The sequence below is a fragment of the Microbacterium sp. p3-SID336 genome, from assembly GCF_025143365.1.
GTDB lineage: Bacteria > Actinomycetota > Actinomycetes > Actinomycetales > Microbacteriaceae > Microbacterium.
In genome coordinates this window covers 1-25,297 of sequence record NZ_JALXPE010000034.1, presented here as the reverse complement: position 1 = coordinate 25,297, position 25,297 = coordinate 1, and the positions used below count along the sequence as shown (strand labels likewise).

Sequence of the window (25,297 nt, the reverse complement as noted above, 5' to 3'; positions counted from 1 at the left end):
GCTCGCTCACAGGCCGGTCCGACGCGTCTCGGCCACCTGGATGAGCGTGTCGCGCAGGGCCTCCGCGGCCGCCTGGGTGAGCCCGGGGATCTGCACCCCGGTGGTCGCGGCGGCCGTCACCATCTTCAGCTGGGACACCCCGAAGGCGCGGTCGAGCGGGCCCTGCGTGATGTCGACGAGCTGCATCCGCCCGTACGGCACCGCGATCATGCGCTGCCACAGGATGCCTTTGCGGAACACGATGTCGTCGGCGCGCAGCATGTAGCCGATGGCGCGAGCCTGCCGAGGGAGGATGAGCAGCGTGATGACCGTTATCAGCAGGATCACGCCGGCAGGGATCCACACCCAGTCCTGCTCCAGCACGACGTTGAGGACAACGGCGGCGACCACGACGATCACGATGAGGATCACGTTCTGCACGATCTGGGACACGACGTAGCGCGGCGAGATCTGGTGCCAGGTGCCGTCGAGCTCGAGCCGTGCCTCGTTGCGCGCCGTCCGCAGCTGCGTGTACGTACCGCGGTCCAGAGCGTCGAGGTCAGTGCCCTCCGCCGGGTTCAGGGGCGCGGTCTCTGGGTTCTGAGTCATCGGGGTCCTTCGGGAGGGTGCAGAACTGTTCGGCGACGAGTGCGGCGATCACCAGCACGATCGCACTCCCGATCAGCGCCGCCATCGCCACTGTCGACCCTATCGGTGGATCGATCGGCCTCGTCAGGAGGAACACCAGCAGCCCCGCGCCGAAGCCGGCCATGATCGCGCCGAGGAGGCTGGACGCCCGGGCGAGAGTGGCCGCGCGCAGCGCGCGGAACGGGTCGATCCGCACCCCGGACCGCACGCTGCGGCGCACGGGCCACGCCACACCGAGGGCGGCCGCCGCGATCAGCACCAGCAGCACCGGCAGCAGCAGGGAGGGCGTGAACGTGGCGCGGCCGCTCGCGGTCAGCAGCTGATCGAGCGCGAAGCCGACGGCGCCGCCGAGCAATGCGAGCACGGCGAGCAGCCCCGCCGAGGTGCGCTTCATCCCTCGCCCCGCGCGCGCAGGGCCGCCGCGAGGTCGGCCACGCGACCGTGACCGTGCAGCTCCGCGTCCGGGTCGACGTCGAGCCAGGGCTCGAGCACGAACAGCCGCTGCGCCGCGCGCGGGTGGGGCAGCTCCAGCCGCGGATCGTCGGACTCCACCTCGCCGTAGGCGATCAGGTCGAGGTCGAGGGTGCGGTCGCCCCACCGCTCCTCGCGCACCCGCCCGTTCTCGTCCTCGATCGCGTGCAGCATCCCGAGCAGGATCTCGGGGGCGAGCCGTGTGGTGACGAGCGCCACCGCGTTCACGTACCCTGGCGCGTCCGGGTCGGGGCCGTCGAGTCGCACGGCCACCGTCTCGAAGAGGCGGGAGACGCGCACATCGCTCACGAGGGGAAGCCGACGGATGCGCTCGACGGCGGCGCGGATCGTGCCACGGCGGTCACCGAGGTTCGCGCCGAGCGCCACCACGGCGACCGCCTCCGGTCGCCCGGCACGCGGTGCGGGCACCGTGGGAGGCATCGTGAGATTGCGGCTCATGCGGTGATGTCCTCCAGGGCCTCCGGCGCGCGTGTGCGGTGCACGGTCACGGCGACATCGGCGAACGTGAGCGGGATGGGTGCGTGCGGCTTGTGCACCGTCACCGAGACGCCCTGCACGCGCCGGTCGTCGAGGGCGGCGTCGGCGATCCTGGCCGCGAGCGTCTCGATGAGGTTCACCGGCTCGCCCGACACGACAGCGGCCACGCGCTCGGCGAGCTCGCCGTAGTGCACGGTGTCGGCCACGTCATCCGAGGTCGCGGCCTGCTCGAGCGACAGCTGAAGGCGGAGGTCGATCACGAACTCCTGCCCCTCCTCGCGCTCGTGCGCGTAGACGCCGTGGCGGCCGAACACCGTCAGCCCTGTCAGCACGATCTCGTCGAGGAAGTCCATGCTCCTAGCGTACGGCGATGCTCCGACGCGCACTCAGCCGTGCCAGGCCCTGGCGATCGCCAGAGCGTCGCGGGTCGCCGCCACATCGTGCACGCGCACCGCCCACACCCCGGCCTGTGCGGCGAGGGCGCTGGTGACCGCGGTGGCCAGGTCGCGTCGCTCGACGGAGACCGCGTGGTCGCCGTGGTCTGCGGCGCTCAGCACGTCGGCCAGGAACCGCTTGCGCGATGTGCCGATGAGCACCCGGGGACCGAGCGCCAGGATCTCGTCGAGACCGCGCAGCACGTCCCAGTTCTGCGACCCTGCTTTCGCGAAGCCGATGCCGGGGTCGACGATCAGCCGCGAGGGCGCGATGCCGGCAGCCGCGGCCTCGCCGATGCGCTCCTGCAGCTCGCCCGCGACCTCGCGCGCCACCCGCCGGTACTCCGCGTTGGCGTACATGTCCGCCGAGAAGCCGCGCCAGTGGCCGATCGCGAAGTCCGCGCCCGAGGCGGCGACGGCCGCCCGCATCTCCGGGTCGGCCAGTCCGCCCGAGACGTCGTTGACGATCCGGGCGCCGGCCCGCACCGCAGCGGCCGCCGTCGACGCGTTCAGCGTGTCGATGCTCACCGGCACCCCCGCCGCGGTGAGCTCCTCGATCACGGGAAGGACCCGCCGCTGCTCCTCCGCGGGGTCGACGCGCTCCGCGCCTGGCCGCGTGGACTCGCCGCCGACGTCGAGCACGGTGGCCCCGTCTGCCCGGAGCCGCAGGCCGTGGGCGACGGCGCGATCCGCGTCGAGGTAGCGGCCGCCGTCGCTGAACGAGTCGGGGGTGACGTTGACGATGCCCCAGATGCCTGTCATCAGCGCCCGGTCCCTGCGGCGGGGACGGACATGCCGATCAGGGTGACCAGCTCCGCCCTGGCGACCGCGTCGGTGTAGACGCCGCGCGCGGCGATCGTGAGGGTCGAGGCGTCGGTCTGCCGGCCGCCGCGCATGGTGACGCAGCCGTGGCTGGCGTCCAGCACCACCAGCACTCCCCGGGTGTCGAGGTGCTCGGCGATCGTGTCCGCGATCTGCTCGCCCAGACGCTCCTGCACCTGCGGACGCGCGGCGAGGATCTCCACCACGCGCACCAGCGCACCGAGCCCCACGACCTGCTCGCCCGGAAGGTAGGCGATGTGCGCGTGGCCGGCGAACGGCAGCAGATGGTGCTCGCACACCGAGCGGAAGCGGATGTCGCGCAGCAGCACGGCGCCGGACGGCAGCGTGTCGGGCGCGGGGCCCCTGGTGACGCTGATGGTGTGCGCGAGCGGCGCGGCAGGGTCCTCCCCCACGCCGGAGAAGAACTCCGCGTACAGCTCGGCCATGCGGGCGGGTGTCTGCCGGATCCCCGGGCGGTCGGGGTCTTCGCCGATCGCCTCCAGGAGTTCCCGGGTGAGCCCTTCGACGCGCTGTCTGTCGACCGTCACGTCACGCCGTCGCGGGGCGGGGGTTGCCTGCGCCTGCCGATCCCTGCTGGGTCCGCGGTGCGGCGGCGGGGGCCTCGACCGATGCGGCGAGGGACACGTCCTTGCGCGGCACCTCGATGGGCGGGCGCTCCGACACCGGGCGGTCTTCGCTCGACAGCCACAGCGGCCGCTCCGGGAGCTTCTTCACCTCGGTGAAGATCTCGGCGATGCGGTTGTGGTCGAGGGTCTCCTCCTCGAGCAGTGCCAGGGCGAGGCGGTCGAGGATGTCGCGGTTCTCGCTGATCACCGCATACGCCTCGTTGTGCGCCTGTTCGATCAGCGCCCGCACCTCGGCGTCCACGCGCTCCGCGACCTTCTCGGAGTACTCGCGGCCGCGGCCCATGTCGCGCGCGACGAACATGTCGCCGCCTTCGGTCCCGAGCTTCACCGGACCGACCTGCGTCGTCATGCCGTACTCGATCACCATCTTGCGGGCGATCGACGTGGCCTTCTCGATGTCGTTCGAGGCGCCGGTGGTCGGATCGTGGAAGACGATCTCCTCGGCCACGCGGCCGCCCATGGCATAGGTGAGCTGGTCCTGCAGCTCGTTGCGGGTGACGGAGTACTTGTCGTCGACCGGCAGCACCATGGTGTAGCCCAGCGCCTTGCCGCGGGGCAGGATCGTGATCTTCGTCACGGGGTCGGTGTAGTTCATCGCCGCCGCCGCGAGCGCATGACCGCCCTCGTGATACGCCGTGATGAGCTTCTCCTTGTCCTTCATCACGCGGGTGCGGCGCTGCGGACCGGCGATCACGCGGTCGATCGCCTCATCCAGCGCACGGTTGTCGATGAGCTGCGCGTTCGACCGCGCCGTGAGCAGCGCGGCCTCGTTCAGCACGTTCGCGAGGTCGGCACCGGTGAACCCGGGCGTCTTGCGGGCCACGACCTCCAGGTCGACGCTCTTCGACAGCGGCTTGCCCTTGGCGTGCACCTCGAGGATCCGCTGGCGGCCCTTGAGGTCGGGGGCGTCGACACCGATCTGACGGTCGAAGCGGCCGGGACGCAGCAGCGCGGGGTCGAGGATGTCGGGACGGTTCGTGGCGGCGATCACGATGACGTTCGCGTTCGGGTCGAAGCCGTCCATCTCGACGAGCATCTGGTTGAGCGTCTGCTCGCGCTCGTCGTTGCCGCCGCCCATGCCGGCGCCGCGGTGGCGGCCGACCGCGTCGATCTCGTCGATGAAGATGATGGCCGGCGCGTTCTCCTTCGCCTGGCTGAACAGATCGCGCACGCGGGAGGCGCCGACGCCCACGAACATCTCCACGAAGTCCGAGCCGGAGATCGAGTAGAAGGGGGCTCCGGCCTCGCCGGCCACCGCGCGGGCGAGGAGCGTCTTGCCGGTTCCGGGAGGGCCGTACAGCAGCACGCCCTTCGGGATGCGGGCGCCGATCGCCTGGAACTTCGCCGGGTCCTGCAGGAACTCCTTGATCTCGTGGAGCTCCTCGATGGCCTCGTCGGCGCCAGCGACATCGGCGAACGTGACCGTCGGCGTCTCTTTGTTGACCAGCTTGGCCTTGGACTTGCCGAACTGCATGACCTTGCCGCCGCCGCCCTGCATGGACGAGAGCAGCCACCAGAACAGCAGGCCGAGCAGCACGAGCGGGAGCAGGAGGGAGAGGAAGCCGTCGAACCAGGTCGCGCGCGGCACGGCGTCGTTGAAGCCGTCCTTCGGAGCGGCCGCGTCGATCGCCGAGACCACCTCATCGGCACGCGCCTCGACGTAGTAGAACTGCACGTTCTCGGAGCCCTCGAAGGGCTTCGACAGCGTCATGTCGACGCGCTGGTCGCCATCGGTCGTGACGACCTCGGTGACGGTCTTGCCGGAGAGGAGCTCGAGACCCTGCTGCGTGGTGATCTGCTTCGGCGCGCCGAGGTTGGAGATCAGCAGGAACCCGCCGAAGAGCAGCACGCCGATGAGTGCGACGTAGATCAGCGGGTTGCGGGTGAGCTTCTTCACATCCATGGTCGGATCAGCGTATCGCCTCCCCGCTAGGGGGCCGCTGTGCGTTCACCCACGGCGTACCGCCGCGAGCGGGCGCGGGCGGGGTCAGCTGTAGACGTGGGGAGCGAGCACGGCGACATCACGCAGGTTGCGGTACCGCTCGGCGTAGTCGAGGCCGTAGCCGACCACGAACTCCACCGGGATGTCGAAGCCGACGTACTTGCAGTCGATCTCGACCTTCGCCGCCTCCGGCTTGCGCAGCAGCGCCAGCACCTCGATCGACTCCGCACCGCGGGACTCGAAGTTCTCCAGCAGCCAGCTCAGGGTGAGACCGGAGTCGATGATGTCCTCGACGATCAGCACGTGCTTGCCGTGCAGATCGGTGTCGAGGTCCTTCCGGATCTGCACCACACCGCTCGACTTCGTGCTGGCGCCGTAGCTGGACACCGCCATCCAATCCATCGGGGCGTGGAACGGCAGCGCGCGGGCGAAGTCGGCCATGACCATGACCGCGCCCTTGAGCACACCGACGAGGATCAGATCCTTGCCCTCGTAGTCGGCGGCGACCCGCTGCGCGAGCTCTTCGAGCTTGGCGTGGATCTCCTCCTCGGTGACGAGGATCTGTGCAAGGTCGTCCTGGATCTCCGCGGCGCGCATGGATCGATTTTAGGCGACGACGGCCGATGCTCCGCCCCGAGGCCGCCCGACACGTCAGGAGCGGATCTCGTCGTGGTCGCCACGGATTGTCTTCGGGCTGAGGACGGACAGCTCGACGGTCTCGAACTTGCCCTCCTCGGAGCGGACCCAGGTCACCTCGACGAACCAGTCGTCCTTCGTGTACGCGTCCGCGGTCCGCCTGCCCTCTCCGGTCTCGCGCGCGTCAGTGTGCTCCCACCCGCCGGCGATGAGTCCGGACGCGATCGCCGACGCCGCATCCTCCGAGGCGGCGGGGCGCTGCACGGGCTCGACATAGACATCCACCTGCCACCACACCGAGTCGTCGGGCGACGGGTCGGCAGAGACCGGGTTCGGCACCATGCGCCCGCGGGACTCGGCATCGGGCTCGATCGCCGGCGCCAGGTCGGCCGGGATGAGGGCGATCATCTCGTCGACCAGGCTCTCGGCCTCCGCCTCGTACTCCTCGATTCGGCTGTCGCCCGCAGAGGCACACGAGCTCAGCACGAGAGCGATGCCGAGCAGCGCCGCCGCGAGCAGTCGTCGCACGGGTCAGGACGAGATTTCGTCGTGATCGCCGCGCACCGTGTCAGGGCTGACCACGAGGACACCCAGGTCCTCGACGATGTCGGGCGCCGAGAGCACCCAGGAGATCGACACGTACCAGCCGTCGCGGCGGTACTCGTCCGTCTGATAGACGGGATCGGAGGAGCCCTTCTCCTGAGCCTTCGTCCACCCGTCCGCGACCAGCGCGTCGGCGACCGCCGTCGCCGCCTGCTCCGAGGTCGTCGGCTCTTCCACGAGGTCGACCGTGGTGCTCACCTCCCACCATGCCGGTGTCTGCGGGGTATCGCCGCTACTTGGCGCCAGGCGCCCCGTCGAATCGAGGTCGGAATCGGCCTGCGCGACGAGGGCGTCGGGAATCGACTCCACAATCTGCTGCGAGATGGCCTCGCCCTCGCTCCGGAAATCGTCCAAGCGGCTCTCCACCGACACAGCGCATCCTCCCAGAAGGGCCGCGCCTGCGAGCAGCGCGACGAACGTGACTGATCTCCGCATCAGTCGATCTTCACATACTGCGGCTCGTAGTCCGCGGCGTCGATCCCATCGACCACGATGGTCGAGTACCCGCCCGTCACGTACTCGTTCGGGGCCCAGGTGATCGCCTCACCACCGATGATGACCTCCACGATGTTGTGGAACGCGGTCGTCCCCGGCTTCATCACCGAACTGTGGCTCTCGATCCCGCTCGGGAAGCCGTGGTCTTCGAGATCGGTGCTGTCGGGGTCGCCGTGATCCATCCAGCCGGTCTCGAGCCTGATCACACCCTCGGCCGTCAGGGGAGACTGGCCATGGATGGCATGCCACTCCCCCTCCTTGCCCTGGATGAGACCCACGACCGCATCGTTCCTGGCCATCATCGAGTAGTGGGGCACATCGGCGGTGTAGGGGAAGTCGCTGAGCCCGGCGACGTCCTTCCCCATGCCGGCGGCCGAGACGTAGAGGATGCGATCCGCCTTCAGTCCCGCTTGCTCCGCGAGCCCGACGGTGGCCCCGCCGTAGCTGTGCCCGAGCACGGTGAGTGTGGAGTCGGCGGGGCGATCGATCCCGGCGACGAAATCGACCAGCTTGGGAGCCAAATCCCGCGAGTAGGACGCGTCGGTCGGACCGGGAAGCTCCAACTGCGGGAACGTCCCTCCTGCCCACTGGAAGACCGCGGTGGACGGACCGTTTTCTCGCACCGCGGCACGGTAGAGGGAAGAGCCGGTGCCGTCCCCGAAGTCGGTGATGGTCGTCGTCGTTCCGGGAACGGAGACGGCGACATTGCGGATCCAGGCAGGGATGTCGCCTGTGACGGGATCGATGGGTCCCTGATAGGTCGCGATGGCATCGGCCCGGGGATCGAACACCACGACCCGGGCACCCGCCTTTTTCTCGACGTGCTTCTGGTTCGACTGGTCCCACCACGTGTAGTCCTGCTCGAGCAGACGCTGCCAGGGTTCGATCGGCGCGCGCAGCTTCGCGATCTCGTCGAGGTAGCCCTTCGCCTCCCACGCGTCGGCGCGGTCGCCCGTCTTGAGGTCGTCCACCAGGGCCTGCAGCCGCGCGATCTCCGCTTCGCGTCGCGCGATCTCATCCCGGATGTTCTTGTGGTTCGCGGTGACTCGGTCCTGGATCGGGATGCCGTTGAGGTTGCCGAGGAGGAGGGAGGAGGCGGCGAGGAGCGCGGCCTGGGTCTCCTCGTCCATCGCGTTCCAGGTCGCCCGGATGATGTCGGGGGCGCCGAGCCCGGCGAGGGATTCCGCGGTGATGGCGTTCACGTCGCCCGCCCAGATCAGGCTCGCGGCCGTGAACCCCGACAGGCCCACCTTGCCACCCTGCGTGACGGCGGTGATCAGGGGAACCGCGGCGAGCGCGCTCACGGCGCGCTGGTCGATCGTGCGGCGTTCGTCCCCCAGCGCGTTGTACGCATCGCGAGCCGTGTAATAGGAGTCGATCGCGTTCTGCCAGCGGTGCAGGTAGCCCGGGTCGTCGAGGTACATCCACGAGGGCAGCACCGCGTCCCAGGGCAGCGCCCATCCGGTGACGAACTCGCTCGCGGCGTTCAGGGCCTCCGCGCGGCGGACGAAGATGTGGTCGTATGCGTTCTGCGCCGCCCGCAGCTTGCGAGCGGCATCGGCCTTCAGCGCCTCGAGATCGCTCGCGTAGGCGGTGATCGCGGCGGAGATGCCGCCCAGTCCTTCCTCCGCCTCACCCAGCCGCTGCGCGAGCAGCAGCACGCGAGCGCCGAGGGCATCCGCAGACGTGGAGGTCATCGACGTGAGGCTCGCGAGGGCCGTGTCCGCGTCGGTCTTCCGGGCGCGGGAGGAACCGGCACGCGTGGTGAATGCGGCAGCCGAGCCGTTCACCGCGCCCACGTCGCCGCGGGCCGGGTCGTCGATCAGTCCGGGGAGGCTCATCGCGCCGCCTGCGCGAGGGTGTCTTCGGAGGTCGTCCAGGTGCTGGCCATGGATGCTGCATCGGCGGCGGAGTTCGCCGCGGTCTGCCCGAGCGCCGAGAGGATCTGCGTCAGCAGCGCCTCGGCCTCACCCAACGCGGACTCGACAGTGGCGGATCCGGTCCCGGCGAACGACAGGCACGAGGTGATCACCGGCGCGCCCGCCGACGTGAGTCGCGCCTTCGCCGCGTCGAGCGCGTCGCGCTGCACATCCAGATCGGTCATCCTCGGTCCTTCCCCCCGGAGCCTCCCACGATAGGCGGTGGCCCGGACGGCGGCGATGGGCAGATCTCCCCATCCGGCGATGCTCCCTATTACTGTGAGCGGAGACGCGGGCGAACGCCCACCGACGGAAGGAATCCTCATGGCTCTCGACGACATCCTCAGCCAGGTCCCGATCGACGACATCGCCCAGAAGCTGGGCGTCTCCCGTGACGAGGCGAAGATCGCGGTCGAGCAGGGTGGAGCGGTGCTGCTGGGCGGCCTGGCCAAGAACGCCGAGACCACCGAGGGCTCCGCCGCGATCCAGAAGGCGCTGAAGAAGCACGAGGGTGCGACCGGCGCAGCGCGCGTCGACGACATCGATCAGGCCGACGGCGGCAAGATCGTCGCGCACATCCTCGGCTCCAAGGAGAAGGAGGTCACCGAGAAGCTCACCGAGTCGAAGGAGACCCCCGGCATCGACTTCGGCAAGCTGCTGCCGATCCTCGCGCCCATCGTGATGGGCCTGATCGCCAACGCCACCAAGGGGAAGACTCCGCAGGCGGGCGAGGCGGAGAGCTCCGGCGGGATCGGCGACCTGATCGGCGGGATGCTCGGCGGAGGGAACAGCGGCGGCTCCGGCGGATCCGGCGGCGGCTTGGGCGATGTGATCGGCGGGATCCTCGGCGGAGGCAGCCGCTCCGGGGGGTCCGGTGGCGGCATCGACCTCGGCGGGATCCTCGGCGGCCTGTTCGGCAAGAAGTAGCGCGAGCCCGCGGGGCGCTCAGCGGTCGGGATGCCGCGCAGCGGAACCCCGACCGCCCGTTCGGCGGAAGGAGCGCGATCCGCACGTCACGCGAGAGCACCTGGGGTCGCCCGAGCCCGGCGGGATCCTCGGCGGCCTGTTCAGCGGGAAGGAGCGCGAGCCGCACGTCACGCGAGTGCATCTCGAGTCGCCGCCGGTCCGGTGGGATCCTCGGCGACCCGTTCGGCCGGAAGGAGCGCAGGCCTCGGCGCCGCTCAGCGACCGGTCGCGGTGAACACGAGCTGTCCGCCTCGGCGGGTGGCCGCGCAGCCGGGGAGGTCGATGGGGCCCTGCCCTGCCCAGTCGGTGACGAGGCGCGCGACCTCCACGGTCTGCGTGCGGGTGAGGCTGACGCCGAACTCGCTGTCCACGACGAGGCGGATGATGCGGTTGCGCAGCGCCGCCGGGTTGGCCGCGAGCGCCGCGACGCTCACCGAGATGCCCGCCTCCGCATGCTCGACGATGTCCTCGATGGTCTCGTGGATCATCTCGTCGAACGCCTCCGCATCCTCACGCAGCTGCTCGGCCGTGCGGGCGAGGGCCTCCGCGATGCCAGGGCCGAGCTCCGTCTCCAGCACAGGCAGCACGCGCTCGCGCACGCGGACCCGGGTATAGCGATCGTCGCGGTTGTGTGGGTCGTCCCAGGGCTCCAGCCCCGCGGCCGCACAGGCCGCCCGGGTGGTCGTGCGACGTGCGCCGAGCAGCGGCCGGAGCCAGCGCACACCCTCGTCATCCTCGCGCTCGGGTGCCATGCCCTGGAGGCTCGCGGCGCCGGAGCCGCGGGCGAGTCCGAGCAGGACGGTCTCTGCCTGATCGTCGAGGGTGTGGCCCAGCAGCACCGCTGCCGCCCGCGCGTCCGCTGCCGCATCGCGCAGCACCCGGTACCGCGCCGCACGTGCGGCGGCCTCGGGCCCGCCGTCGCCCGACACGTCCACCCGCACCACGAGCGGGTCGAGGCCCAGGTCGGCGGCAGCGCGGGCGGCACGGGCGGCGGTCTCGGCCGAATCCGCCTGGAGCCCGTGGTCGACCGTGACCGCCGCGGCGCCCAGCCCGAGCTTGGGCGCCTCGAACGCGGTGGCCGCGGCGAGCGCGAGGGAGTCGGCGCCCCCGGACAGCGCGACGATCACCGTGCTCCCTTCGGGGAGGTCGGCGAGCGCGGTGCGCACGGCGAGGCGGATCTCGGCGATGGCGGGGTCGAGGGACGGCACCTCTCCACGCTAGGGCACACGGCGCAGGCGCCGCGTCGGTGCTCTGCGGTCACCCCCGTTCTCGCGTCGGCGCTCCCCGGTCGCGTCGCATCCCGCATGCTCCCGCCGCCCCGCCGCCCCTGGTCGCGGCACGTCCGCGCCGATATTCTGGCCCGGTGACCGAACGCCCGCGCGCGCAGCCGTTCCGCACCGAGCGGTTCAAGGCCTTCGTGGATGCGGTCGTGGCGATCGCGATGACCCTGCTGATCCTGCCGCTGCTGGAAGCCGTCTCCGACGCGGCGTCCGGCAAGCTCACCACCGCCGAGTTCTTCACCGAGCACTCCGGGCAGCTGCTGAGCTTCGCACTGAGCTTCCTCCTCATCGCGGTGTTCTGGATGGGGCACCACAGTCAGTACCGCAACGTCGAGGGGATCACCCCGGCGCTGCTGTGGATCAACGTCGCGTGGATGTCGACGATCGTGTGGCTCCCGGTGCCGACGGCCATGCTGGGCCAGATGGACGCCGACCCGCTGCAGGCCGTCGCCTACATCGGCACGCTTCTGCTGACGCAGGTCACCACACTCGGCGGGTGGCTCTACCTGCTCCGGCATCCGAATCTCACCGCCGACCCGCGCTCCGTGCTGAGGGCGGGCGTCGTGGGCGATGTCGCGGCGATCGTGCTGTTCGCCGTGGCGCTCGTGATCGCGATCGCCGCCTCCCCCAACGGGTACATCGGGCTGCTCGTGCTCCTGCTGAACGGACCGCTCGCCCGGCTGCTGAGCAGTGCGGTGCAGCGGCGCCATCCGGACTCGGACGCAGCGCCCCGCGAGTAGGCTGGTCCGCGGCATCCAACCGATCTTCCTGAGGAGCACACGCATGGGCGCACACGACGCCGTCATCGAGATCCCGCGCGGCAGCCGCGTGAAGTACGAGGTCGACCACGAGACCGGGCGAGTGCACCTCGACCGCGTGCTCTACACGACCTTCGGCTACCCGGCCGACTACGGCTACTTCGACAACACGCTCGGTGAGGACGGCGACCCGCTGGACGTGCTCGTGCTCCTCGACCACGCGATCTACCCCGGGGTGGTCGTCGAGGTCCGTCCCGTCGCGGTGCTCAAGATGAGCGACGAGGCCGGTGGCGACGACAAGCTCGTGGCCGTGCTGTCGAAGGACCCGCGCTGGGCGCACATTCAGGACATCGACGACGTGCCCGAGTACACGAAGAAGGAGATCGCGCACTTCTTCGAGCACTACAAGGACCTCGAGCCCAACAAGTGGGTCAAGGTCGACGAGTGGGGGAACGCGGCTGAGGCGCAGCGCATCCTCGACGAGGCCATCGTCCGGTTCGGCGAGCAGGGCCACTGAGCTGACACGGAGGCCCCCGGTGCGCGCGGCGCCCGGGGGTCTTCTGCTGTCTCGGCCCGTCAGTGGGGCGCCGCGCTCGTCGCCCGGGCGGCGGCGTGTCAGACCCAGACGCCGCGAGCGGCCATGAAGTCGATCGGGTTCGTGTACCGGCCGTTGATGTAGACCTCGAAGTGCAGGTGGCAGCCGAACGAGCCGCCCGTGTTACCGGCATAGGCGATGACCTGACCGGCCTCGACCCACTGCCCGTTGCGCACCGCGAAGCCGCCCGGCTTGATGTGGGCGTAGCCCGTGGCGATGCCGCCGCCGTGCTGGATGCGCACGTAGTTGCCGTAGCCGCCGTTGTAGAACGCCGCATCGACGGTTCCCGCGTGCGCCGCATAGATCGCCGCACCGCAGCCGTTCGCCAGGTCGACGCCGTAGTGCCAGCGCGAGGAGCAGCCGTTCGAGTTGCACTGCTGCGAGCGCGGACCGTAGCCCGAGCTGCGGTAGCCGCCGTGCGGGCGGACCCACCCGCCGGTGCCGGGGGTTCCCCCGCCGCCGCTGTTGCCGCCTGCACCCGCCGCGGCCTCTTCGGCGGCACGGCGCTCCGCTTCCTTGCGGGCGGCCTCCACTCCCGCCTGGTACTGGGCGACCGTGGTGGCCGTGGTGTCCCTCAGGGCCGCCAGCTGCGCCTGCATCGTCGCGAGGTTCGCGGACTGCTCGTCGAGGGCGGCCTGCGCCGCATCCGCCGCCTGCTGCGCGACGACCATCTTCTCCTCGGCGATCTTCTGCAGCCGGTCGCGCTCGTCGCGAGCGACGACGGCCTGGTCGCTGAGCGACTGTGCGGCGTTGCGGGCCGCGACCGCGTCGTCGTACACCGACTGGTTGTACTCGAGCAGCTTGTCCATCGAGCCGAGACGGGCGAGGAGCTCGTCGGCGCTGCCGGCGGATCCTGCGAAGAACAGTTCGAGCGACGTGTCGTCGCCGCCGTTGCGATACAGCTGCGCCGCGACCTGACCGGCCTTGCGGGCGGCCTCATCCGCGGCGGCGGCCTGCGCATCGGCCTTCTCCTGCAGCGCGTCGGCTTCGGCGATCGCGGCGAAGTAGGCCTGCTGGGCGTTGTAGAACTCCGTGGAGGCGGCTTCGGCGGCGGCCTGCGTCTCGGCGACCTTCTGGGTGAGGGACTGGATGAGGCCTTCGATGCGGGCGACCTCGGCGGCCTTGGCGGCTTCGTTCTGCTTGGCCTGCTGCACGTCGTCCCAGCTCGGGTACGACGCCGCATAGGCCGCGGAGACCCCGGACGAGATGCCGAACGCAGTTAGGGCCACCACGCCGAGCGCGCCGAGTCCGAGAGCGCCGCGACGGCTGATGCCGGCCTTCCAGAAGGCGCGGCTCTCCGCCGGCGTCGGCGCGCACCCGCATTCCGCGGATGCGGCAGCCGCTGCATCCGCCGTGATGTCGTCGTTCACACGGCCCCTTCCGCCGGTTTCACAGATGTCACACTAACAACAACTTTCACATCCGCACCAGCGCCCCGGTACGGTCCCCGCGCACCATCGGTCCCCCCATCGTCCTCCCGAAACACGCCCGGGGGAAGACGTCTTCGGGCCGGATTCGCGATTTGCCGGACTCATCCCTTATGCTTGAGCGTCGGCAAGGAAGTCCCCCGGGACTGACTCGGCCCCATCGTTTAGCGGCCTAGGACGCCGCCCTTTCACGGCGGTAGCACGGGTTCGAATCCCGTTGGGGTCACACCTTCCGATACAATTGAAAAACCAGTATGGCCCTGTAGCGCAGTTGGTTAGCGTGCCGCCCTGTCACGGCGGAGGTCGCGGGTTCAAGTCCCGTCAGGGTCGCTCCGTGCGATGAGCCTTTTCTTCGGAGAGGGCTCTTCGTCTAGGACGCGGTAGCATCATCGCCGCGCGGCTCTGTAGCTCAGTTGGTAGAGCGTTCGACTGAAAATCGAAAGGTCACCGGATCGATGCCGGTCGGAGCCACACGAGTGATCATTACAATCACTCCAGAAACCCTCGCGTAGCTTCTACATCGCGGGGGTTTTGCTTTGCCCCCCTTCGCTACCCACCACCGAGGGCGCGAAGGAGCTGGGCGGCGCGGCGGAGGGTGGCGGGGTCGGCGCGAGCGACGCGCTCGCGCCCGCGGGTGCGCTTCACGAGGAGTCCTGCGCGCTCGAGCACCGAGACGTGCTTCTGCACGGCGGCGAAGCTCATGTCGTAGTGGCGGGCGAGCGCGCTCACGGACTGCTCCTCGACGAGCGTTCGGGCGAGGATGTCGCGGCGGGTCGCGTTGCTCAGGGCGCGGAAGACCCGGTCCGCCTCGCTGCGGCTGAGTTCGCCGGGCATCACGGCGGACCGGGTTCCACGTCGGTCGCGGTCAGGGGTGCGTCGCGCTGAGGAACGACGCGACCGAGGGGATCAGCGCGGCTGGTCTCATCATCGGCGTCGCGTGATGCGCACCCTCGATCGTCTCGTGCCGGGCGCCGATCTGCGACGACAGTTCGCACGTCCCGCTCTGCAGGAATGGTTCGCTCTTGCTGCCGACGAGCACGAGCGAAGGCACCGTGAGGTCACTCCACCGGTCGGCGGCGAGAGGCGTCCCGTCCTGCAGCCCCGCACAGAGGCGCGTGTCGTAGACGGCCGTCTGGGCCATGGCGACCATGGTCCGCCAGGGCCCCAGCATGAGGCGCATGGCTCCGACCATGAACGGCGAGGCACCGAGGGCGACGCGATTGAACTCGCGAACCGCATCCGACCCCCGCCCCTCGTCGACCAGCTGCTGCAGGCGGTCGGCGAGGTCGCGAGGGACGGGTCCGCGTCGACCGTCGACGATCACCGGGGGCTCGAACGCGATGACGCTCGCGACCTTCTCGGGGAGAGCCGCCGCCGCGTCCAGCGCGAGGACCGCGCCGGACGACGCACCGAAGAGAACGGCCCACCCGCCGTGCGCATCGATCAGCGCCTCGATGTCCTCGACCTCGCGCGCGATGCACCAGCCGCCGGGGTCCCCGCTGTTCCCGCGCCCCCGACGGTCGTAGTTCACGACCGTGTGGCCTTCGGCGAGCAGCGCGGCGAGCCGTCGATTGTCGCGGAGGTCGGACAGCGCCTGCGCGACGAGGATCACGACCGGCCCCTCTCCCTGGCGTTCGTACGAGATCGTCGTGCCATCCGCTGACACCACCTGGTGCAGCGAAGGTTCGGCGGAGGACTTCTTCGGCATGGTGACTCTGTTCTTTCTCGAGAAGGGGGTGGGTCAGCGGCGGGTCATCGTAGAGGCGTATCCGCCGTCACCGGGGTAGACCCAGGCGCCGTCGAGCACGCGGTCGTCATCGCTGAACGTGCCGACGAAGTGGGCGGGGCTGCCCTTGGTTCCCGCCCAGATGGTGAGCGTGTCGCCCTCCAGCTCGTAGACGTAGTCGAGGGTGTTGCCCATCGAGTCGTAGAAGCGGGAGGCGATGTCCGTGCCCGCGGGCTCGCCGAACGGCCGGAGGTGACCGATGACCTCGATGCCGGTGATGGTCTGGCCGAACTGCTCCAGCTCCACGTGCTGGATCAGGAAGAACCGTCCGGCCATCCACTCGTACCGGACGACTCCCTCGGCTCCTCCCGTGACCGTCCATTCGCCGACGAGCCGGTCGAGCGCCTGCACAGCGTTCGACGGCGTGGGCCGCTCGCCGAGACCGTAGGCGTCGATCTGCTCGGCGGTGATGTTCTCCAGAGGCTTGTCATTCATCAGGTGTCCCTTTCGCATGCAGCCCGGCGGGCCGCTCTTGCAGATACCTCGGAGCAGAGCGCCGCGGATTGACATCGGGGCTCGAATCCGCGGAGAACGCTTCGCCGGGTCCCGCGGGCGCACGCCGCGACGGCCCGCCTGCGAACCCCGCCGAGGCCCGCGACCGCACGTCGCGACGGCCCGCCTGCGAACCCCGCCGGGCACTGCGGCCGCACGTCGCGACGGCACGATGTCAAGATCCGTCGTGCGGCTCCGAGGTATCAGTGCAGCAACACTCGACCCCGAAGAGGAGCAACCCCGTGACCATGAACTCCGCACCACGCCTCGCGCACAGCGACACGCGAGCACTCGCCCGCTCGACCCGCCCCCTCCTGCTCGCCGGCGCGTTCGCCGGGCCGCTGTTCTACGCCTCCGCACTCGTCCAGATGCTGACGCGGCCGGGCTTCGACCTCCGCATCCATCCGCTCAGCCAGCTCTCCACGGGCGACCTCGGCTGGATCCAGGTCCTCACCTTCGTCTTGGTGGGACTCGGCGTGATCTGCCTGGCGATCGGTCACCGCCGGATCGTGACCGACGGGCTCGGCCGCACCGCCATCCCGGTCCTCGTCGCGATCACCGGGGCGGGATTCATCGCTGCCGGCGTCTTCCCGCAGGACCCGGCGAACGGCTTCCCGCTCGGCACGCCGGACGGCCCCACGGCCGAGCCCACCTGGCATGCTCTCGTCCACATGGGGGCGGCGATCGTCGGGTTCACTGCGCTGGCCGTGGCAGCCGTCATCGCGCTCATCCGCGCCATCCGCGAACGACGTGCGGCCGCAGCGATCGGGAACGGCGTGGTCGCGATCGCCCTCCTCGCTCCCGTCGTCCCGGACATCGCCAGCATCCAGGTGGCGGTCACCGGCCTCTTCGCCTTCGGATGGTGCACGGCGACAGCCATCGCCCTGCTCGGGTCGCCGCGTGTGTCTCGCTAGCCTGGACTCCCACCGACTCGAGGAGATGAGACCGTGAAGTTCCTCATTCTCGGCTACACGCCGAGCAGCAGCTGGGACGCCTCCACCGCGGATGCTCCCACCGAGGAGGCGCTCGCCGCCTTCGCCGCGTATCAGCAGTTCGAAGCCGAGCTGCGTGCCAGCGGAGAGTTCGTCAGCACCGAAGGACTCGGGCATCCGGCCGTGTCCACGACCGTGCGCAAAGTCGACGGGAACATCGTCATGACCGACGGCCCCTTCGTCGAGCTGAAGGAGGTCCTCGCGTCGTTCGCCGTGATCGACGTGTCCGGCGTGGAACGGGCGAAGGACATCGTCGCACGCATGGTCGAGATGCTCGGCGAGCCGATGGAGATCCGTCCGATCATGGGCGACGACTTCGCGTGACGACCCGACCCGACGCCATCGAGGACCTGCTGCGCACGGAGGCGCCGCAGGTCCTCGGGGCGTTGGTGCGCCGCTTCGGTCACTTCGACATCGCCGAGGAGGCCACGCAGGACGCGCTGCTCGCCGCCAGCCAGCAGTGGCGGCCGGACGCTGTCCCCGCGCAGCCCCGGTCGTGGCTGATCCGCGTCGCCTACCGCCGCATGGTCGACACGCTGCGCGCCGAATCGGCCGACCGCCGCCGCGAAGAGCAGTACGTGGCCTCCGAACCGCACACACCCTTCTCGCACCCGACCCCGGCCGACCACGACGACAGCCTGAACCTGCTGCTGCTGTGCTGTCATCCCGCCCTGTCCTCCGCCTCCCGCATCGCCCTGACGCTGCGCGCCGTCGGCGGGTTGACCACCGCGGAGATCGCGCACGCCTATGGCGTGACGGAGCAGACGATGGCGGTGCGGATCAGCCGCGCGAAGCAGCAGATCCGCAACAGCGGCGCGCGGTTCGAGTTCGCTGCCGACGACGACCTCCCGACACGCCTCTCCGCCGTCATGCGAGTGCTGTACCTGATCTTCAACGAGGGATACACGGTCACCACCGGCACCGAGCTCACCCGCACGGACCTCACCGGCGAGGCGATCCAACTCGCGCGACTCCTCCACGCCCTCGTCCCGGACGATCCGGAGCCGACGGGTCTTCTCGCGCTCATGCTGCTGATCGACTCGCGACGCGCGACACGCGCCACGGCCGACGGTGACCTCGTCCCCCTCTCCGACCAGGACCGCACACGCTGGGACCAGGCGTCCATCCGGGAGGGGTCCGAACTCATCCGTGCGGCGTGGTCCCAGGGGGACGTGGGAACGTACCGGCTGCAGGCCGCGATCGCCGCCGAGCACGCCTCCGCTCCCACGACCGAGCAGACCGATTGGGCGCAGATCGCGGCTCTGTACCTGGCACTCGAACAGGTCGAACCCAGCGGACCCGTCCGGCTCGCCCGGGTCGTCGCCGTCGCCCACGCCTTCGGACCCGCGCGCGCCATCGCCCTGCTCGAAGAGCTGGACCGCGAGCACGGACTCCTCCAGCATCCGCTGACGCAGCACCGCGCCCTCGCGATCCGCGCGCACCTTCGCGAAGCCGAGGGGGATCCCGCGGCTCGAGAGGACTTCCTGGCCGCCGCCGATCTGACGTCGAACGAACCCGAGCACCGCTACCTCTCCCGGAAGGCATCCGGCGACTGACCCGGGCTCGGCACGGCGCCCTCGGGCCAGGGGCCGTCCGCGTCGCCGAGGTCGTCCTGGCACTCGCCGCCGCCCCACGTCGTGGCCATGTCGTAGAGTGCCCGACGTGGAGCTCACTGACGCACTCGCCGCCATCGGTCTCGTCCTTCTCGCGCTCGGAGGAGGCACATTCTGGTCCTTCTCGACCGGGGTCATGCCGGGCCTGGCGCGCACGGACGACCAGACTTTCGTGACGTCGATGCGAGCGATCAACCGCGCCGTGGTGAACCCGCTGTTCCTGCTGCCGATCTTCCTGCCTCCGGTGTTCCTCGTCTGGGCAGGGCTGCTCGATCTGACCGGCGCGCGCGGATGGCTGCTCGCCGCCGGCGGAGTCGTGTTCCTCCTCGGGGCGATCGTCGTCACTGTCGCCGGGAACGTCCCGCTGAACAACGCCCTGGAGGGCTCGTCCTCATCGGCGACGGCGGCACGCACAGCGTTCGAACGCCGGTGGAACGTGCTCAACGGCGTGCGCTCGGCAACGTCCGTCCTCGCCATCGCGGTCACCGTGTGGGCGCTCCTGGTCTGAGAGCGCCGCGACTCAGCGCTCCGGGATGAAGATGTTGTCGAAGAGCTTCCTGGTGCCGGCGGGGGCCGGAGCGCCGTCGGGCGCCACCTCCCAGGAGCCGACCTCGCCACGCACGGCGAGCCCGCCGCCCTCCCCGGAGCAGCCGGAGACCCAGGCGTCGTCGCTGCGGTACGCCACCAGGCAGATCGTGCTCGCCTCCACCCCGCGGACGAGCCACAGCGATGCGCCGTCGTCCTCTCCGACGAATCGCGCGGTCTCCGGTTCGAGCAGCTCGGTCTCCACCGCGCCAGGCAGGGCGTCGGCCGCCTCGGCCTCGCGATCGAGCACGGCGTACGAGGTTCCGGATATGCAGCCCGTCAGCAGCACACCGAGCATCAGCAGCCCTCCGCTCGCACCCGCGACTGTGATGGATCTGCGCACGAGGCCCCCGCCTTTCGGTGTGCCCGCCATCCTGCCATACCCGTCGAGCCATGCCCCGGCACGCTCACGACCGCCCCGCTGCCGAACGGCGCGGGATCCTCACGGACCCACCCGCAGGATCACAGCTCGTCGAGCGCCTGCTTCGCCTCGGCCACCGCGTCCGCCGCCGCGTCCTTCCGCTCCGCCGCCTCCGCCCGCTTCTCGGTCTCCGCGGGAAGGTCGTGCTCCACGCGCTCGGCCTCCGCCCGCAGCCGCTCGAGCTGCGCCTCGAGGTCGGCAATGCCGTCCGCCAGCTCCTCCGCGCGCGCGGTCAGTGTCTGCACGACCTCGTCCTGCTTCGCGAAAGCGCGCTCCGCGGCTGCGAGGTCCTTCTCCGCAGTGGTGACGCGGCGCTCGGCCTCACGCCGCTCCCGGCGCGCCTGCAGCTCGTCCGGCGGACGCGGCGCACTCGGCTGCAGCGTCGGCAGTTCTCCGGCGACCGCGTCGCGGATGTCGTCCGTCGACGCCGTGGGCTCCAGCGCGCGCACCAACCGCCCCGAGGCCACCGCGGCCGCGGCGTCCTGGTCGAAGAAGGCCGCCGAGATGGTCTGCTCCACCGCGTCGAGCGTCGCGGGCGTCACCCGCTCGCCGCGGGAGCCCGCGAGCTCCCCCGCCGTCTGCGCGAGCCGCCGCGTGAGGGCACGCCTCTCTCTGCCCAGCTTCGCCAGAGCCGGTGCGTCCAGGTCGGCCTGTGCCTCCCGGAGCTCCGCCGCCAGACTCAGCGCCTCCCCCAGCTGGGCCGCGCGCTCCCTGGCGAAGAGGTTGACCACCCACGCCGCGACCGACGGTTTGCGCAGCGCCTTCACGGCCGCGGAGACCGCTGCGTCCCCGGCATCCTTGGCCCTGGCATTGCGCGCCGAGACGAACTCCTCGGGAGGTCCTGCGTACAGCTCGGCCGCGATCTCGTCGAACGTGGGGGCGGCCATGCGACCACGATACGCGGGGCGGTGTCCTACTCGAACGTGAGGTAGCTGCTCCAGTCGCTTCCCACGAGGTTCTTCGCGCCGAACGTGCCGTCGCCGAGGCCCGTGTAGAGGTAGAGCTGCCCCGCGGCCGTGCGGCCGACGAGATCGGCGCGCCGGTCGCCGTTGTAGTCCACGCCGCCGCTCATGCCCGTGAACTCGAGCCACCCCTCACCGACCAGGCGTGCATTCTGGAAGCCGTTGTTGACGCCGCGGTAGAAGTAGAGACTGCCGGTGTCGGACGCGGCCATGAGGTCGCCGCGGCCGTCGTTGTCGAAGTCGCCGGCGACGATGTACTGGAATCCCTGCCAGCCGCTGCCGATCAGGGTGGTGCGCCCGGTGAACCCCCCGGACCCGTTGCCCTCGTAGAGGGTCATCACCCCGCTGGCGGACACACCGATGACGTCCTGCTTGCCGTCCCCCGTGAAGTCCGCACCCGAGACGACGTGCAGCAGCCCGTACCAGCCGTTGCCGATGGCCTTGCCGACGGCGAAACCGCCCGCCCCGTTGCCGGCGAAGAACTCGAGTGTGCCGTCCACCCTGGCGGCGAGCACATCGGCCTTGTTGTCGCCGTTGAAGTCGCCGTGGGTGACGTGTCGCCTGGTGCCGCCCCAGAGCCCGAGTGCGGTGGTCGCCGGGGCGAACACGCCCTGCCCGTTGCCGGTGCGGATGCGCAGATCCCCGTTGCCCGCGACGACCAGCACGTCCGCATTGCCGTCGCCGGTGTAGTCGGCCGAGGCGACCATGCCGGCGCCGGTGCCGAGGCCGGGGATGAACAGCGGGATCGTGCCGCCTCGCGTCACGTTGGAGAGGCAGGTGAAGCCGTCGTTGATGCCTGACCACACCCGACCGTTGAGCCACACCTCGAAGTGCAGGTGGTAGGCGGCGGAGTTGCCGGTGTTGCCGACCACGCCGATCTGCTGCCCGCGCAGCACCTTCGTGCCGGGGGCGTACCAGGGCGTCCCCGCCATGTGTGCGTAACGCGTGACGTAGCCACCGGGGTGCTCGATGTCCGTGTAGTTGCCGTAGCCGCCGTTGTAGGTGCGGGTGCGCACGACGCCGTCGTACGCGGCGAGGATCGGGGTGCCGCCGTTTCCGGAGATGTCGATGCCGTCGTGGGCCCGGTAGTTGCCGCGGCAGCCGTCGCCGACCTTCGACTGGATGTTGCCGGACGACGGATAGACCATGTAACCGTCCGGCGCGGCGGCCACAGCGGGATCACCCGCGGTGAGGGCGGGAGCGAGGGTGCCGAGCATCATCGCGAGCACGACGACGATCCCGATGCGGCCACGGCGCAGACGGGACGTGCGCTTCATCTCGACGATCTCTCCTGCTCAGCGGCCCCAGGGACGTGATGTCCACCGTCGTCACCGTACCAAGCAGGTGCTGCCGCACCCGCCAACGCCACCCGGCCACCACAGGATTTTCCACGGCGCGTCCTCACGGGGCCGCGCGCGCCTCACAGCAGGTCGTACACGCCGCTGTACGGCTCGGGGTCGTCCGGCAGATCCGCGACGTGCGCCTCCTCGACCGCGATCACGATATGCGTCGCCGTCGACACGAGAACGCTGACCAGGCTTCCCCCCGCCGGCGTGAAATCGACGAAACCGCCTCCGCGCGCGATCGCCTCGCGGATGTCGGCCTTCAGCTTGTCGACCGCGCGACTGTCGGCAAGCAGGAAATCACTGTCGTTCACCACGATGCGCGCGCGCACGTCCCCGCTGTCCTCGGTCATCGCGATCGCCACCTCCTGGCCCTTGCACCGATTTCCCGCCCGAATCGCGACCATACGCAGGAGCTGACCGCGTCGAACAGGGGGTTGCGCCAGAGACCGAGGAGAGGCAGAGAGATGCCCGCGGGGGTGTACCGTCAGCAGTATGGGCAGACTGCGTTACGACGGGCACTCCGATCCGATCGTGATCGACGACGAGACCCTTGCGCACCTGAAGCTCGTGATCGCGACGAAGCTCCGTCGCCAGGAGAGCTTCATGATGACCTGGAAGCCGGTGGACGGCGGCATCGATCGTCGCGCGAGCGTCTGGATCCATCCCGCCATCCCGCTGCAGTTCGGCTTCGACCAGCCCGACATCCACGTGGTCGATCCGCGTCGCATTCAGGAGATCATGCAGGGCCTGAATGCCACCGGCGAACTGGTCCTCGATCACCTCTCGGACCTCTGAGGCCGACTGCCCCGTCCCCCGCCACCCCCGTGGATACCGTTCTCTTCCTCCTGCTCGGGGTGGTCATCCTGGCCATCATCGTCGGCGCGGCGTTCCTGCGCCCCTGGCTGAACCGCAGTGCCACGGCCGCGGGTGAGCGCGCAGGGAGACGTTTCGCGCAGGAGCAGGTGCAGAGGGCGCTGGCCGAGTTCGGGACGACACTGCGGATCCACGCACCCGCGGCGGAGGCGCAGGCGATCCTCGCCACGGCTCGGCAGACCCGGAGCAAGGACTTCCTCTCCCTGGGGGGCGAGACCATCGGCATCCGCTTCGTCGAGCCGGACGACACCGTGATCCGTCTCCTCCCCGACGGCGATGCGATGCTCCTGCGGGTCGAGACGTTCCGCGAGTACATGGGGTTCCCGCAGACCGCGCCCCTGTGGAAGGACCTGCGCTCCCGCGTGACGGCGGAGGCCGAGGCGCGCGGGGTGCCGGTCACCGCGGGGCCGTCGGCCTCGTACAGTCGGGGTCCGCTGCTCGACGATCGCAACGCACGCTGGTCCCGCGACGCCTGAGGTCGTGCCGCCGCTCGGGCGCATCGAAGACGGACTCACGCTCTGCGCCGGTCGCAACTAGGCTAGGACCCGCGCCGCGCCGGTCCGCCTCCGACGAGGACACCGTCGTGGCGTATGCCGGGCGACCTCCTCGCCCGTGCGTGCGATCCCGTCCCGTGCACGGAGCCCCCGCTCCGCGTGTGGACACGCCAGAAAGGCATGAACATGAGCGAATCCTCGGGCAGCTCCCGCGACGACGAGCGGTCGCCGGACTTCTTCGACCAGTTGATCGAGACCACGCCGCGGGAGCAGCAGTCCGGGTCGGGGGCGCCGTCGGCGTTCACGATCGGGTTCCGCGGGTACGACAAGGGCGAGGTGGATGCCGCGCTGAGCTCGCTGCGCACACAGCTGCAGCGCGTGTCGGACGAGCTCGCCGAGGCGCAGAGGGGTGCCACCGATTCGGTCGAGGCCGTCCGCGCCGAGGAGCGCGCGGCGCGCGAGGCGCTAGAGGCGGAGCTCGCTGCCGCGAACGCCAAGGCCGCGGATGCCGAGCAGCAGGTGGCGACACTGACCTCCGAGCTGGTCGACACCCCGCAGGCCGATGGCGGCGAGGCCCCGTCGCGCCAGCAGTTCGAGGCGATCCTGCGCGTGGCCGAGGAGCAGGCCAACGTGCTCATCCAGAACGCGGCCGTGCAGGCGGACCGCCTCATGGCGGCGGCCAGGGAAGAGGTCGCGGCGCAGCGTGCGGAAGCACAGGCCGACGCCGAGCGGATCACCTCCCAGGCGCAGCGCGACGCCGACCAGGTCCGCCTGAAGATGGAGACCGAGTACACGGCCCACGAGGCGCGCATCGAGCGTGAGGCCGCGCACGCCGCGGAGAAGGTGAACCAGGCGTCGCAGGAGGCGACCGCGATCCGCACCGAGGCGGAGAAGGGTGCCGCAGCACTGCGCTCGCTGGTCACCAGGGAGACCACCCAGCTGCGTGCGGACGCCGAGCGCGAGGTGCGCGAGATGAACGCGCGCGTGCTCGAGTTCGAGGAGAGCCTGACCCGCCGGCAGGACGACGCGCAGCAGGAGTTCCTGGTGCTGCACAACCAGGCCGTCGCGCATGCCGAGCGCATCACCACGGACGCCAACGAGCAGGTCACCGCGTCGCTGGAGCACGCGCAGCGCATCTCGGCGAAGGCCGACGACTACGAGAAGCTGATGCGGTCGCAGGCGCAGGCCATCGAGGCCGATGCGCAGGTGCGCGCCCGAGAGATCCTCGACAGGGCGCGCGTGAAGTCGCAGAAGATCGTGGACGCGGTCACCGGTCACACGACCGCGGTGCTGCACGACGCCGAAGACCGGACGCGGCAGCTGCGCTGGCAGCAGCAGCAGCTGACGAGCTTCATGGCCGAGGTGCGCGAGCTCATCCGCCCCGACGGCATCTTCAGCGACGACGGACTCCCCGCGCCACTCGCCGAGGCTTCGATCGATGCGGACGACGAGGACGCCGAGGTCGAGGTCGCGGAGGTCGAGGTCGAGGAGGAGACGTCGCCCGAGGAGACCTTCCTCGGCGATGAGGTGCTGGACGACGAGCTCGACGACGACCGACCGCTCGAGAAGATCACGATCGACGTGGTGGAGACCGACGACAAGACGAAGCGGTA

General features: G+C 70.3%; 30 protein-coding genes, 3 tRNA genes and 1 pseudogene. 13 read left to right on the top strand and 21 right to left on the bottom strand.

The features are described 5' to 3' along the window. Window positions 1-6: 6 nt before the first annotated feature. The 12 genes from M3C17_RS11540 to M3C17_RS11485 form a co-directional block, all read right to left on the bottom strand. Complete coding sequence (locus M3C17_RS11540) at window positions 7-588, bottom strand: PH domain-containing protein (protein WP_259977894.1); 582 nt, start codon at window positions 586-588, stop codon at window positions 7-9. Continuing rightward, entirely contained in the window at window positions 539-1,021 is a 483-nt protein-coding gene (locus M3C17_RS11535) for a DUF3180 domain-containing protein (protein ID WP_259977893.1), read from the bottom strand. The genes M3C17_RS11540 and M3C17_RS11535 overlap by 50 nt, the downstream gene beginning before the upstream one ends. Then, window positions 1,018-1,557 carry a 2-amino-4-hydroxy-6-hydroxymethyldihydropteridine diphosphokinase gene (gene folK, locus M3C17_RS11530; RefSeq protein ID WP_259977892.1) on the bottom strand — a complete coding sequence of 180 codons (540 nt, stop codon included), beginning with the start codon at window positions 1,555-1,557 and terminating at the stop codon, window positions 1,018-1,020. The genes M3C17_RS11535 and folK overlap by 4 nt, the downstream gene beginning before the upstream one ends. Next, window positions 1,554-1,949 carry a dihydroneopterin aldolase gene (gene folB / locus M3C17_RS11525; RefSeq protein ID WP_259977891.1) on the bottom strand — a complete coding sequence of 132 codons (396 nt, stop codon included), beginning with the start codon at window positions 1,947-1,949 and terminating at the stop codon, window positions 1,554-1,556. Before folB ends, folK begins: the two co-directional genes overlap by 4 nt. Before the next feature lie 33 nt (window positions 1,950-1,982). Next, the gene (folP, locus tag M3C17_RS11520) at window positions 1,983-2,792 is read right to left on the bottom strand and encodes a dihydropteroate synthase (protein ID WP_259977890.1); all 810 of its coding nucleotides are present in this window, start codon (window positions 2,790-2,792) and stop codon (window positions 1,983-1,985) included. Then, window positions 2,792-3,400: a GTP cyclohydrolase I gene (folE, locus tag M3C17_RS11515; protein WP_259977889.1), complete on the bottom strand. Its 609-nt coding sequence runs from the start codon at window positions 3,398-3,400 to the stop codon at window positions 2,792-2,794. Before folE ends, folP begins: the two co-directional genes overlap by 1 nt. A gap of 1 nt (window position 3,401) precedes the next feature. Continuing rightward, window positions 3,402-5,402 (bottom strand): ATP-dependent zinc metalloprotease FtsH, encoded by a 2,001-nt coding sequence (ftsH, locus tag M3C17_RS11510; protein WP_259977888.1) that lies wholly within the window; start codon window positions 5,400-5,402, stop codon window positions 3,402-3,404. 84 nt (window positions 5,403-5,486) lie between these two features. Continuing rightward, window positions 5,487-6,038 carry a hypoxanthine phosphoribosyltransferase gene (hpt, locus tag M3C17_RS11505; RefSeq protein ID WP_259977887.1) on the bottom strand — a complete coding sequence of 184 codons (552 nt, stop codon included), beginning with the start codon at window positions 6,036-6,038 and terminating at the stop codon, window positions 5,487-5,489. A 54-nt stretch (window positions 6,039-6,092) separates the two neighbouring features. Further along, complete coding sequence (locus M3C17_RS11500) at window positions 6,093-6,605, bottom strand: hypothetical protein (RefSeq protein WP_259977885.1); 513 nt, start codon at window positions 6,603-6,605, stop codon at window positions 6,093-6,095. A 3-nt stretch (window positions 6,606-6,608) separates the two neighbouring features. Next, on the bottom strand, window positions 6,609-7,034 hold the full coding sequence (locus M3C17_RS11495) for a hypothetical protein (protein WP_259977884.1): 426 nt from the start codon (window positions 7,032-7,034) through the stop codon (window positions 6,609-6,611). Window positions 7,035-7,114: 80 nt separating this feature from the next. Further along, window positions 7,115-9,016 (bottom strand): alpha/beta hydrolase family protein, encoded by a 1,902-nt coding sequence (locus tag M3C17_RS11490; protein WP_259977883.1) that lies wholly within the window; start codon window positions 9,014-9,016, stop codon window positions 7,115-7,117. After that, window positions 9,013-9,279 carry a hypothetical protein gene (locus M3C17_RS11485; protein ID WP_259977881.1) on the bottom strand — a complete coding sequence of 89 codons (267 nt, stop codon included), beginning with the start codon at window positions 9,277-9,279 and terminating at the stop codon, window positions 9,013-9,015. The genes M3C17_RS11490 and M3C17_RS11485 overlap by 4 nt, the downstream gene beginning before the upstream one ends. Window positions 9,280-9,418: 139 nt before the next feature. On the opposite strand from M3C17_RS11485, the gene M3C17_RS11480 reads away from it, so the two are divergent. Continuing rightward, window positions 9,419-10,021, top strand: a complete 603-nt coding sequence (locus M3C17_RS11480; RefSeq protein ID WP_259977880.1) for a DUF937 domain-containing protein — start codon at window positions 9,419-9,421, stop codon at window positions 10,019-10,021. A 254-nt stretch (window positions 10,022-10,275) separates the two neighbouring features. Here the strand turns inward: M3C17_RS11480 and tilS are convergent, their stop codons facing one another. Beyond that, window positions 10,276-11,268, bottom strand: a complete 993-nt coding sequence (gene tilS, locus M3C17_RS11475; protein WP_259977878.1) for a tRNA lysidine(34) synthetase TilS — start codon at window positions 11,266-11,268, stop codon at window positions 10,276-10,278. 155 nt (window positions 11,269-11,423) lie between these two features. Between tilS and M3C17_RS11470 the strand changes: the two genes are divergently transcribed. Together M3C17_RS11470 and ppa are read left to right on the top strand one after the other, a co-directional pair. Continuing rightward, entirely contained in the window at window positions 11,424-12,080 is a 657-nt protein-coding gene (locus tag M3C17_RS11470) for a TMEM175 family protein (RefSeq protein WP_259977876.1), read from the top strand. Window positions 12,081-12,123: 43 nt separating this feature from the next. Beyond that, the gene (gene ppa / locus M3C17_RS11465; protein ID WP_210676590.1) at window positions 12,124-12,615 is read left to right on the top strand and encodes an inorganic diphosphatase; all 492 of its coding nucleotides are present in this window, start codon (window positions 12,124-12,126) and stop codon (window positions 12,613-12,615) included. Window positions 12,616-12,713: 98 nt separating this feature from the next. Here ppa and M3C17_RS11460 read toward each other — a convergent pair whose 3' ends face one another. Next, window positions 12,714-14,063: a peptidoglycan DD-metalloendopeptidase family protein gene (locus M3C17_RS11460; RefSeq protein WP_259977873.1), complete on the bottom strand. Its 1,350-nt coding sequence runs from the start codon at window positions 14,061-14,063 to the stop codon at window positions 12,714-12,716. 210 nt (window positions 14,064-14,273) lie between these two features. Here M3C17_RS11460 and M3C17_RS11455 point away from each other — a divergent pair. From M3C17_RS11455 to M3C17_RS11445, 3 genes are all read left to right on the top strand, one after another. Beyond that, window positions 14,274-14,346: transfer RNA gene (locus M3C17_RS11455), tRNA-Glu, on the top strand. Window positions 14,347-14,376: 30 nt separating this feature from the next. Further along, window positions 14,377-14,450, top strand: a tRNA-Asp gene (locus M3C17_RS11450). A 68-nt stretch (window positions 14,451-14,518) separates the two neighbouring features. Next, a tRNA-Phe gene (locus M3C17_RS11445) sits at window positions 14,519-14,591 on the top strand. A 99-nt stretch (window positions 14,592-14,690) separates the two neighbouring features. Here the strand turns inward: M3C17_RS11445 and M3C17_RS11440 are convergent. From M3C17_RS11440 to M3C17_RS11430, 3 genes and pseudogenes are all read right to left on the bottom strand, one after another. After that, a pseudogene (locus tag M3C17_RS11440) lies at window positions 14,691-14,954 on the bottom strand (ArsR/SmtB family transcription factor); the annotation flags it as partial. Window positions 14,955-14,985: 31 nt separating this feature from the next. Next, on the bottom strand, window positions 14,986-15,828 hold the full coding sequence (locus M3C17_RS11435) for an alpha/beta fold hydrolase (protein WP_259977872.1): 843 nt from the start codon (window positions 15,826-15,828) through the stop codon (window positions 14,986-14,988). A gap of 33 nt (window positions 15,829-15,861) precedes the next feature. Beyond that, complete coding sequence (locus tag M3C17_RS11430; RefSeq protein ID WP_259977871.1) at window positions 15,862-16,341, bottom strand: DUF1579 domain-containing protein; 480 nt, start codon at window positions 16,339-16,341, stop codon at window positions 15,862-15,864. A gap of 305 nt (window positions 16,342-16,646) precedes the next feature. Here M3C17_RS11430 and M3C17_RS11425 point away from each other — a divergent pair, with 305 nt between their 5' ends. The 4 genes from M3C17_RS11425 (at window position 16,647) to M3C17_RS11410 (ending at window position 19,511) form a co-directional block, all read left to right on the top strand. Beyond that, window positions 16,647-17,312: a DUF998 domain-containing protein gene (locus tag M3C17_RS11425; protein WP_259977915.1), complete on the top strand. Its 666-nt coding sequence runs from the start codon at window positions 16,647-16,649 to the stop codon at window positions 17,310-17,312. Window positions 17,313-17,345: 33 nt separating this feature from the next. Next, the gene (locus M3C17_RS11420; RefSeq protein WP_259977870.1) at window positions 17,346-17,714 is read left to right on the top strand and encodes a YciI family protein; all 369 of its coding nucleotides are present in this window, start codon (window positions 17,346-17,348) and stop codon (window positions 17,712-17,714) included. Beyond that, window positions 17,711-18,946: an RNA polymerase sigma factor gene (locus M3C17_RS11415; protein WP_259977869.1), complete on the top strand. Its 1,236-nt coding sequence runs from the start codon at window positions 17,711-17,713 to the stop codon at window positions 18,944-18,946. Before M3C17_RS11420 ends, M3C17_RS11415 begins: the two co-directional genes overlap by 4 nt. 106 nt (window positions 18,947-19,052) lie before the next feature. Then, window positions 19,053-19,511 (top strand): DUF1772 domain-containing protein, encoded by a 459-nt coding sequence (locus M3C17_RS11410; protein ID WP_259977868.1) that lies wholly within the window; start codon window positions 19,053-19,055, stop codon window positions 19,509-19,511. Window positions 19,512-19,523: 12 nt separating this feature from the next. On the opposite strand, the gene M3C17_RS11405 is transcribed toward M3C17_RS11410, so the two are convergent. The 4 genes from M3C17_RS11405 to M3C17_RS11390 form a co-directional block, all read right to left on the bottom strand. After that, the gene (locus M3C17_RS11405; protein WP_259977867.1) at window positions 19,524-19,931 is read right to left on the bottom strand and encodes a hypothetical protein; all 408 of its coding nucleotides are present in this window, start codon (window positions 19,929-19,931) and stop codon (window positions 19,524-19,526) included. A gap of 119 nt (window positions 19,932-20,050) precedes the next feature. Beyond that, on the bottom strand, window positions 20,051-20,896 hold the full coding sequence (locus tag M3C17_RS11400) for a transposase (RefSeq protein WP_259977865.1): 846 nt from the start codon (window positions 20,894-20,896) through the stop codon (window positions 20,051-20,053). Window positions 20,897-20,922: 26 nt separating this feature from the next. Beyond that, window positions 20,923-22,248, bottom strand: a complete 1,326-nt coding sequence (locus M3C17_RS11395; protein ID WP_259977864.1) for a VCBS repeat domain-containing M23 family metallopeptidase — start codon at window positions 22,246-22,248, stop codon at window positions 20,923-20,925. 143 nt (window positions 22,249-22,391) lie between these two features. After that, complete coding sequence (locus M3C17_RS11390) at window positions 22,392-22,679, bottom strand: hypothetical protein (RefSeq protein ID WP_259977862.1); 288 nt, start codon at window positions 22,677-22,679, stop codon at window positions 22,392-22,394. A gap of 130 nt (window positions 22,680-22,809) precedes the next feature. Here M3C17_RS11390 and M3C17_RS11385 point away from each other — a divergent pair, with 130 nt between their 5' ends. The 3 genes from M3C17_RS11385 to M3C17_RS11375 all read left to right on the top strand — a co-directional run. Next, window positions 22,810-23,112: a hypothetical protein gene (locus M3C17_RS11385; RefSeq protein WP_259977861.1), complete on the top strand. Its 303-nt coding sequence runs from the start codon at window positions 22,810-22,812 to the stop codon at window positions 23,110-23,112. Between the two features lie 29 nt (window positions 23,113-23,141). After that, window positions 23,142-23,666, top strand: a complete 525-nt coding sequence (locus M3C17_RS11380; RefSeq protein WP_259977860.1) for a hypothetical protein — start codon at window positions 23,142-23,144, stop codon at window positions 23,664-23,666. 204 nt (window positions 23,667-23,870) lie between these two features. Beyond that, a partial coding sequence (locus M3C17_RS11375) for a hypothetical protein (RefSeq protein WP_259977858.1) occupies window positions 23,871-25,297 on the top strand: 1,427 nt, incomplete at its 3' end.

Coding starts and splice junctions, on each gene's coding strand:
- folB (WP_259977891.1), bottom strand. CDS start 1,949: ATGGACTTCCTCGACGAGATCGTGCTGACAGGGCTGACGGTGTTCGGC.
- M3C17_RS11400 (WP_259977865.1), bottom strand. CDS start 20,896: ATGGCCGCCCCCACGTTCGACGAGATCGCGGCCGAGCTGTACGCAGGA.
- hpt (WP_259977887.1), bottom strand. CDS start 6,038: ATGCGCGCCGCGGAGATCCAGGACGACCTTGCACAGATCCTCGTCACC.
- M3C17_RS11485 (WP_259977881.1), bottom strand. CDS start 9,279: ATGACCGATCTGGATGTGCAGCGCGACGCGCTCGACGCGGCGAAGGCG.
- ppa (WP_210676590.1), top strand. CDS start 12,124: ATGGGCGCACACGACGCCGTCATCGAGATCCCGCGCGGCAGCCGCGTG.
- M3C17_RS11430 (WP_259977871.1), bottom strand. CDS start 16,341: ATGAATGACAAGCCTCTGGAGAACATCACCGCCGAGCAGATCGACGCC.
- M3C17_RS11490 (WP_259977883.1), bottom strand. CDS start 9,016: ATGAGCCTCCCCGGACTGATCGACGACCCGGCCCGCGGCGACGTGGGC.
- M3C17_RS11435 (WP_259977872.1), bottom strand. CDS start 15,828: ATGCCGAAGAAGTCCTCCGCCGAACCTTCGCTGCACCAGGTGGTGTCA.
- folK (WP_259977892.1), bottom strand. CDS start 1,557: ATGAGCCGCAATCTCACGATGCCTCCCACGGTGCCCGCACCGCGTGCC.
- ftsH (WP_259977888.1), bottom strand. CDS start 5,402: ATGGATGTGAAGAAGCTCACCCGCAACCCGCTGATCTACGTCGCACTC.
- folP (WP_259977890.1), bottom strand. CDS start 2,792: ATGACAGGCATCTGGGGCATCGTCAACGTCACCCCCGACTCGTTCAGC.
- M3C17_RS11385 (WP_259977861.1), top strand. CDS start 22,810: ATGGGCAGACTGCGTTACGACGGGCACTCCGATCCGATCGTGATCGAC.
- M3C17_RS11535 (WP_259977893.1), bottom strand. CDS start 1,021: ATGAAGCGCACCTCGGCGGGGCTGCTCGCCGTGCTCGCATTGCTCGGC.
- M3C17_RS11425 (WP_259977915.1), top strand. CDS start 16,647: ATGAACTCCGCACCACGCCTCGCGCACAGCGACACGCGAGCACTCGCC.
- M3C17_RS11395 (WP_259977864.1), bottom strand. CDS start 22,248: ATGAAGCGCACGTCCCGTCTGCGCCGTGGCCGCATCGGGATCGTCGTC.
- M3C17_RS11540 (WP_259977894.1), bottom strand. CDS start 588: ATGACTCAGAACCCAGAGACCGCGCCCCTGAACCCGGCGGAGGGCACT.
- M3C17_RS11480 (WP_259977880.1), top strand. CDS start 9,419: ATGGCTCTCGACGACATCCTCAGCCAGGTCCCGATCGACGACATCGCC.